Origin of the sequence: Pararhizobium mangrovi, from assembly GCF_006516965.1 — a bacterium.
GTDB classification, from domain to species: Bacteria; Pseudomonadota; Alphaproteobacteria; order Rhizobiales; family Rhizobiaceae; genus Pararhizobium_B; species Pararhizobium_B mangrovi.
This window is the reverse complement of the sequence record NZ_VHLH01000055.1, coordinates 1-8,311: the sequence shown is the minus strand read 5'-3', so window position 1 is coordinate 8,311 and position 8,311 is coordinate 1. Positions and strand designations below refer to the sequence as shown.

Genomic DNA, 8,311 nt, shown 5'->3' with positions numbered 1-8,311 from the left:
GGCACCGTCCCCATGGCGGGATAAACGACACCGTGCCCATCAGCCGCCTCGGTCTCGATCGGGACAACCTGTTGAGGCTCCACATCTAGCGATCGACCGCGCCAGCATTCGCGCGCCGGACGGCTGCCAGTCCCTGCCAATCTTCCATGTCGAGCTCGGGCTTTTCGGAGCGAAACTTCGCATAGAGCGCAACCCCGTCGGCGTCTTCGAACACGTCGACCCTCATGCCTTTGTCGCGAAGCATCTGTTCGTTGCCACTCGCGTTCGTCACGTCGCCGACGACAATGCGTGCGAAACCGCGTATGGATACCAGCGCCGTGCAGACGTCACACGGGCTGAGGCTCGTATAGATGGTGGTTTCCGCGAAATTCATACGTCCGGCATCGCGGATCGCCGACGTCTCTCCATGATTGTACGGATGGTTCTCCTGAGACAGGGTATTGTGCCCTTTGCCGGCGATCATGCTCGATTCGTCATGGACGATTACCGCTCCGATCGGGCATCCGCCTTCGTCGTAACTCTTCCGCGCCAGCCAAAACGCGATCCTCATGAAGTCGGCGTCTCGCAGTTTCCGCATGAAATCGGCATCGACGAGATTTGCCAGACTGCGGGTCGGCAGGTGCGCAATCAGTCGGAGGTTCCCGTCACTTGCGGGTGAGCCGGCGTTTATTGCGTAATGCATGTCGTCATCACCGGTGCTGAGTTCGCGGTATCGCAGACGGGTACGATTTCTTTACGCATGCGGATATTGCCTTCTAGCGGAGATACTCGTCCCAAAACGCCAGGTCGCGTTGCCATGCAAGCGTGGCCGCTTTCGGATCGTATTCGTCGATATCCGGATTGAAGAAACCATGATCGCAGTCGTAGATGTAGAACGCATGGTCTTTGCCGGCAGCATCGAGACCTGCCTCGAACTCCTTGACCATGGAGAGCGTGCACCAGCTATCGGCGAGTGCGAAATGGCCACGGATGGGGATCCGGACATCGGCCGGATCGCCCTGTTCGGGTGCTGGAAGACCATAGTAGCACGAGGCGGCGGCGAAGCAGTCGAGCCGTATCGCGCCAAGCACGGAAACGATGCCGCCGAGACAGAAACCGGTCAGCCCGATCTTCCGCCCCGGACGCTGGAGATATCCGGCAGCGGCCCTGACCTGAACATCGGTCGCTGAGGGGAAATGAAGGGCGTCCATCTGACGGGCGGCGGCCTCCTCGTCATGGTAGGGAACCACGGCACCGGCATAAAGGGCGGGTGCAAGCGCATCGAAGCCCGCTTCGGCGTATGCGTCGCAAACGGACTTGATCTGGTCTTGCAGGCCCCACCACTCCTGGATCACCACAATTCCCGGGGCGTCGGATTTGCCGCTCGACGCCAGGTAGCCGGTCGATCCATCGTTCAAGTCGACGATCTGGCCCATGCCTCTAATCCCTTCAATGGCTCGAGAGTGACACCAGTCGTACCCGCGAGATGTACGCGGCAAGCGTCGTGCCTGGTTCGACGTCGAAACCCGCAAGCGTCGGAACATGCGCGACGAATTGGGTGTCGCCGGTATCGAGGACGACCTGGATCCGCTCGCCGAAGAACAGCCGATCGACCATCCTGCATTCGAGCACGACATGCGGCTCGTCCGGCTGTGAGAACGTGACGGCCGCAGGTGAAAAGCCGATCGGGCCACTTCCCGACAGACCGAGGTGCTCGGGTGGTACGACGTTCATTCCCGCGAAGAAGTGCGCGACGAACTCGTTGTTCGGGCGCACGAACAACGCCTCCGGCTCATCATTGGCGACAATCCGCCCATTGTGCATGATGACGATCCGGTCCGCCAGGATCATGGCTTCGTCGCGATCGTGCGTAACATAGACGAATGTTGTGCCGAACGATCGATGAATACGCCGGATTTCCTCCGCCATCTCGACCCGGAGCGTGCGGTCGAGGGCGCCGAGGGGTTCGTCCATCAGCAGGATCTTCGGTTCGTAGGCGAGTGCGCGTGCGATCGCAACGCGTTGCTGCTGTCCGCCGGAAAGCTGTTGCGGCGAGCGATCGGCAAGGGCGCCGAGCTTTACCATGCCCAAGAGTTCTTCCGCGCGCTCCTTGCGTTTCGTGCGGCTCCAGCCATGCATGCGCAGGCCGTACTCGACGTTTCTGCGCACCGTGAGATGCGGAAACAACGCATAGTGTTGGAAGACCATGCCGATATCGCGCTCTCCTGGCGGAAGAGCCGAAACGTCCCTGCCGCCGATCATCACGGTGCCGGAGGTCGGAAGGTCGAAACCCGCAAGCAAACGTAAAAGGGTCGTCTTACCCGAGCCGCTCGGTCCCAGAAGCGCGATGAATTCGCCCGGTTCGACCTGTAGCGAGACATCGTCGAGAGCTGCGGTCGAACGGAAATGCTTGGAGAGCCCACGCAACGACAGTGCAGTGTTGTCGGCCTGCTTCATGACGAGGTCTCCTTTCGCCGGAGAAGCGCCGCGGCACCGAGGCATATTGCAGTGAAGACCATGAGCGACGCTGCGATCGCCGTGATTACCGGATCGACGCCCAGCCGGACGGAGTCGAAAATTGCCTTTGGCAATGTTATCAACCCGGGACCTGCCAGGAAGTTGGAGAAGACCGCCTCGTCGAAGCTGGTCAGGAAAGCGAAGAGCCCTCCCGAGAGGATGACCGGCACGAGAAGGCGCAACGTTATGCCGCTCCATGCCTGGAAGCGAGATGCACCCATCGTCATGGCGACGAGCTCGAGATCGGGACTGAGGCGTGCGAGCCCGGATCGTGCGATGACGAAGACGAAGGGGAAACACACCGCAAGGTGAGCGGCCGCCAGCCCCCAGAAACTGCCGAGCAGGCCGAGTTGGCCCATCACGAGATAGAGACCGACGGCATAGGCAGCCTGCGGAACGAGCAACGGCAGGATCCCGAGGAATGGCAGTGCGCTGAAACGCGAAAGGCGCGTTCGACCGATCGCAAAGACGCTCGGCACTGCGACGATCGCCGAAAAGATCGCCACCACGATGGCGAGCCCTAGGGACAGGACGATTGCTTCGCCCCATTTCGGGGTGTCGAGCAGCGTCGAGTAGTTTCGCACTCCCCATCGTACGGGTGGAAAGGCGATGGATGGGTCGTTTGAAAACGACAGCAAGACCACGAGCAACGCCGGTGCGATGAGGAAGAGGAGGATGACGCCGAGCGACAGCGCGTAAGTCGTTCGGCCTGCAAAACGACCAAAGGTTTTCATTGGCCGGCTCCCGTCGAGCGATTGACTTGATCGACGCCGACGGTCGCGATCGTCAGTGCGACTGCCGCCATCGAGAGCATGACGAGGATCAGCGAGGCGATCGCGGCGCTCTTCATGTCGAAGAATTGCACCATGTCGTTCTGAATCAGCGTCGCAATGAAGGGAGACGTCGCACCGCCGAGCACGACCGGAACGATATAGAAGCCAACCGAAATGACGAAGATCAGCATGGCCGAAGCCATGATGCTCGGCCATGCGTAGGGGAGGACGACCGTGCGGATCGCAGTGAACCGGCTCGCACCCATGATCTCGGCCGATCGCACCATGTCGAAATCGAGGCTTCTCAACGCTGTATAGATCGGAATGATGGCATACGGCAGAAGCGTATAGAGAATGCCGACCACCACGGCAGACTCGGTGTAGAGAATGCGCAGTGGAGCGTCGATAACGCCGATGTGGATAAGGAAGTTGTTCAAAAGCCCGCGCCGCTGAAGGATGATAAGTAGCGCGTAGTTCTTGACGACCGTTCCCATGAGCAATGGAAGCGCGATGGCGATCCAGGTAAGCGCCTTCAACACGGTCGATTTGCTGGTGATCAGCGTCCACGCGAGTACGAAACCCATCAGGACGGCTAGGATGGCGACCGCTGCGCTGTCGCGAAAAGTGACGATGAGCGCGCGCATACGTGCCGCGTTGTCGAAATAATCGCGAAAGCTCGCCGGGTCGATTCCGTCCGGCATCGCGATCCTGACGAGTTCGATGAACGGATAGACAACGAGCAACACGATCACGAGAAGCAACGGTATAAAGAGGCTCACCCCGACCATCAGGCTCGGCTCGGGCTTCCATGCGCCTTCCGACGCCAACGACAACTTCATGGATCGGCTCCCGACCGCCGGCGTCTACTCGTTTCTTCCGATAAGGATTTCCATGCCGGCCAGTACTACCGGCATGGAAACACCCACAGGCCTACTGTGCGCCGGCAAGGAATTCCTGCCAACGCTTGGCGATTTCCTTCTGGTTCGCAGCGAACCAGCTGGGATCGATCCGGACCACGTCGTGCGACGAGGGCAGGGCGTCGGATACCTTCTCCGGTAGCAGCGAAGCGACCTTCTTGTTGGCCATTCCGTAGGGAAGGACTTTCGCCCAGTCGGCCTGCTGCTCGGGATGCGTCGCGTAGTATTCCATGTACTTGAAGGCAAGATCCTTATGCGGGGCATCTTTCAGGACGACGATATAACCCGGATCGAGCAGCGCACCGTCCCAGACGATATCGAGCGGAGTGCCCTTTTGTATCAGGTCGTAGGCCCGTCCGTTCCACATGATCGCCATGTCGACCTCACCCGAACGCAACACCTGTTGTTGCTGGTCTCCGGAACTCGGCCAGACGGAAACGTCGCTCTTGATCTTGTCGAGAAGAGCGAAAGCCTTGTCGAGATCGACCGGAAAAAGCTTGTCGGCGGGAATGCCTGCAGCGAGCGCCGCGAAGGGGAGTACCTGGTTCGGCTCGTTGACGATCGCGCGAGCGCCCGGGAACGTCTTGGCATCGAAAAAAGTCCGCCGCCGCCGTCGGGCACTTGATATCCGTCCTGCACGCGATGACGACGCCGGTCGACCCCTCTTCGATCCCGTACTCGGTGACGGTCCCGTCGATCGAAACCTCTTTGAGCTTCTTGGCGAGGTCGTCCGGCAACGGCGCCAGCATGTCGTTCTTGAACAGGTACTGGGCACTACCAGCATCGATGCTGTCGATCAGGTCCCACTGGATAGAGCCGCTTGCCTTTTGAGCCTCGACCTTGGCGGCCCAGCCGCCGCCGACGTCGACGATATCGACCTTGGCTCCCGTCTCCTTCTCGAACGGCTTTGCGATAAAGTCCTTCGTGGTATCGCGGAAGATCCCACCCCACGATGCGATCGTCAACGTACCGGCATCCTGCGCCGTGCTCGAGTTCGTCATGGTCAACGCCGTGAAGCCGGCGAGGGCTATCGTCGTGTAAAGCTTTCTCATGTTTTCAATCTCCCGATCCAGCCAAATTCGACCTCGATCGAGCGTCCGTCTCCCAGCTTTTGTTCTTGTCGGCAGGCATATTGGTTATTCGTAGGGCTTGAATTGTTCCGCCCGCCATTTCAGTGCCGCCTTCATTCCCTGCTCGCGCTTGATCCGGTCGAAGTCCAGGTATTCCGGTGTCTCCATGGAATTAAGCAGCGCTGCGGCATCGACGCCAGCCTTCAGTGCGCCCATCAGTCCCATGATCTCGAAGCTCTGGTTGATCGCCTTCTTGTTTAAACGCAGGCATTCACCGGCGACCATCGACATCCGCTTGGCGATCCTGACGACTTCGGCCGCAAGGGTTTCCTTGGGAAAGACCCGTGTGACGAAGCCGACGCGTTCGGCGCGTTCGGCATCGAAGATGTCGCTGGTATAGATCAGTTCGCGGCATTGAGAGCCGACGATCCAGGGAAGGATGAGCGTCGCGACGCCGCTCGAAAACCGCGTATCGACGACGCCGAACTTCGCCTCCTCGGAACAGTAACGGATATCGCACATCCCGGCGAATTCCATTCCACCGGCCAGGCAATAGCCCTCGATCGCCGCAAGTGTCGGCTTTCGGCATTCCCATACGGAAAGCGTGAAGTCGAGATCGTGATTCAGCCGCTCGGACCATGTGGCGGCGGTGTATCGCTCACCTTCGGCTTCCTCCGCGATGTCGTAGCCGGACGAAAACGCCCGTCCGCCTTCGCCCTTCACGACGATGACACGAATGGTCTCGTCGGCTTCCAATTCACCGAGGGCTCGTTTGAATTCGTCAGCCATCGTCAGGCTGATCGCGTTCATCCGCTTCGGCTGGTCCAGTGTTATGATACCGACCCGCTCGTCGCGCTCGATCCGGATTGTCTCAAAGGTCATTGCGATCTCTCGTCACGTTTTGGATCGCTATCGACTGGCGGATGTCCGTCATTCGATCACCATGTCGACCGCGATCGCGCCCATTCCCTTTTTCAGGACGATAAGCGGATTGATCTCGACGGCCTTCACGTCCGCCGTCGCACGGGCCATCAGCGCGGAGACCGAAACGATGGCGTCGCATAGGGCTTCGGTATCGTAGGCGACATCCCCGCGATAGCCGTCGAGCAGCGTCGAAAGGCGCGTCTGCGCAATCATCGCCGCTGCTTCATCGACTGAAACCTCGCCGAGGCGAAGAGCGCTGTCAGCGATCATCTCGACCAGTTTGCCCCCCGCGCCGACAATGATCATCGGACCGAAGGTCGGATCGAAGCGACCTGCCACGAGCACCTCCAGCCCGTCGGAGACCATCGCCTCCACTCGAATCGCGCCCACACCAAGGGTCTCCCGGCTTTTGCGTAGGATGCCGTCGATGTCTGCAAAGGCATCGCGTACCGCTTGAGCATCAGAAAGACCGACCCGTACGAGGCCCAGATCGCTCTTGTGAACGGCATTCGGCGCGATCCCCTTCATCACGACCGGAAAGCCGAATGCCGTCGCAGCCTCGACCGCGGCGTCGGGCTCCTCGACGGTTGTTCCTTCGGCAAAGCGTATGCGGGCGTTCAGTTCGGCCGCGATATCGTCCTTGGAGAGCGTTCGATCGGGTTGCGTACGATTATCGCGTTCCACCGGTGTGGTTTTGCCGCGCGTCCAGGTCGCAATCGCCCGCATGGCGCCGGCGAGGCCGAGAAGAACGGGAACGTCGTTTTTGCGACAGATGTCGGCGATCTCGCCATGGACGCCGGCGATCGCACTATTGGCAACGAAGATGACGGTCTTGTCGCCTGCGTATTCTGCGGCCGTCCTTGCCATGTCCACGCCCATCGGACCGTCGGCCGCTCCGCTTGCCGGAATGTCGAGCGTGAAGACGATCGGATCGATCTCGGGCGCGGCAACGAGCTTATCCAAGATGCCGGCGAAACGTTCGGCGTCCCAGCCCATGCCCCACACGTCCATCGGGTTGCCGGGGAATGATCCCAAAAGAGCGGCGACAGCGAATCCGCCGTCTCCGCACTCAAGTTCGCTATATCGATATCGACGTCCGACGCGTAATCGGCGATGGCCGCGGCCTGTCCGCCCGAAAGCGTGACGTAAGCCGCACTGCAGCTTTCGGCCGGGGGCAACTTGCGCGCAAGCGCGGCGCGCTGGACCATGTCGTCGAGGTCGACGCACCGCTCGATGCCGTGTTTGCGCAGGAATGCGTCGACCACGACGTCTTCCCCGGAAAGGGCGCCGCTATGCGCGGCGACGGCCGCGCGTGCCCTTTCCGAACGTCCGACCTTGACAGCAAAAAGCCTTTTGTTCGCAGTTCGGGCGCGTATGGCGGCACGAGCCAGTTCAGCCGGTTCGCGGATGGTTTCGAGGAAAAGCAGAATGGTGGAGACGCGGTCATCGTCGGCAAGATAATCAACGTAGTCGGCCACCCCGCAAACGGCTTCGTTGCCGGCGGTGATCACATACGACAAACCGAGCGCGAACGGATCGTCCGCAAGCGCCAACGCTACCGAACCGCTTTGGGAAACGACCGCCGTTCCGCCTGCATGCGCGTCCGACCGATGGGCACTCCACAGTGCGACCCGATCATGGAAGTTAATCAGGCCGAGATTGTTCGGTCCGCAAACGACCATTCCGGCGTCGGCGGTGATCTCTGCGAGTTCGGCCTGGCGCTCGGCCCCTTCTTCGCCTGCTTCGGCATAGCCGGTCGCGTTCACCAGAAGCGCACGTGCGCCGATCGCCGCAGCCTCTCTGGCGATCTCGATGCCTCGGTCGGCCGAGACCGCGATAAAGACAACGTCGACCGGCTTGCCGAGGGCTTCGAGCGATGGGAAGGACGGAAGGTCTTCGATCCGGTCGTAACGCGGATTCACCGGGTATATCGGGCCGCCGAAACCATGATCGATCAGGTTTCGGATCAGGAGATGCCCAACGGATCCTTTTCGTGCCGAAGCTCCGACGACGGCAATGGATTTAGGCTTCAATAACGTGTCTAGATGTGAGCTTTCATTAGGTTGTCCATCCGGTCCGGACCGGGGATGCTGAGGTTGTGAGACTTCAGAGTCCAGGGAGGGACCGGATG

General features: G+C 60.4%; 8 protein-coding genes and 2 pseudogenes. All 10 read right to left on the bottom strand.

Annotated elements, in window-relative coordinates; genetic code table 11:
* Positions 1–85: 85 nt before the first annotated feature.
* Positions 86–550 carry a nucleoside deaminase gene (locus FJU11_RS17970; RefSeq protein ID WP_210242915.1) on the bottom strand — a complete coding sequence of 155 codons (465 nt, stop codon included), beginning with the start codon at positions 548–550 and terminating at the stop codon, positions 86–88.
* A gap of 205 nt (positions 551–755) precedes the next feature.
* Entirely contained in the window at positions 756–1,415 is a 660-nt protein-coding gene (locus tag FJU11_RS17965; RefSeq protein ID WP_141168449.1) for a dienelactone hydrolase family protein, read from the bottom strand.
* A 13-nt stretch (positions 1,416–1,428) separates the two neighbouring features.
* The gene (locus FJU11_RS17960) at positions 1,429–2,436 is read right to left on the bottom strand and encodes an ABC transporter ATP-binding protein (RefSeq protein WP_181408242.1); all 1,008 of its coding nucleotides are present in this window, start codon (positions 2,434–2,436) and stop codon (positions 1,429–1,431) included.
* Positions 2,433–3,230 (bottom strand): ABC transporter permease, encoded by a 798-nt coding sequence (locus FJU11_RS17955; RefSeq protein WP_141168447.1) that lies wholly within the window; start codon positions 3,228–3,230, stop codon positions 2,433–2,435. The genes FJU11_RS17960 and FJU11_RS17955 overlap by 4 nt, the downstream gene beginning before the upstream one ends.
* Positions 3,227–4,108, bottom strand: coding sequence for an ABC transporter permease (locus FJU11_RS17950; protein WP_141168446.1), 882 nt, complete (start codon positions 4,106–4,108; stop codon positions 3,227–3,229). The genes FJU11_RS17955 and FJU11_RS17950 overlap by 4 nt, the downstream gene beginning before the upstream one ends.
* A 91-nt stretch (positions 4,109–4,199) precedes the next feature.
* On the bottom strand, positions 4,200–4,748 hold the full coding sequence (locus FJU11_RS18770) for an extracellular solute-binding protein (protein ID WP_268935222.1): 549 nt from the start codon (positions 4,746–4,748) through the stop codon (positions 4,200–4,202).
* 55 nt (positions 4,749–4,803) lie between these two features.
* Positions 4,804–5,187: pseudogene (locus FJU11_RS18765) on the bottom strand (extracellular solute-binding protein); the annotation flags it as partial.
* 135 nt (positions 5,188–5,322) lie between these two features.
* Entirely contained in the window at positions 5,323–6,138 is an 816-nt protein-coding gene (locus FJU11_RS17935) for an enoyl-CoA hydratase/isomerase family protein (protein WP_141168443.1), read from the bottom strand.
* Between the two features lie 48 nt (positions 6,139–6,186).
* A complete protein-coding gene (locus FJU11_RS17930) occupies positions 6,187–7,191 on the bottom strand; it encodes an acetate--CoA ligase family protein (protein ID WP_141168442.1) in 1,005 nt (334 codons plus the stop codon).
* A gap of 236 nt (positions 7,192–7,427) precedes the next feature.
* Positions 7,428–8,213, bottom strand: a pseudogene (locus FJU11_RS18875) (CoA-binding protein); the annotation flags it as partial.
* Between the last annotated feature and the right edge of the window lie 98 nt (positions 8,214–8,311).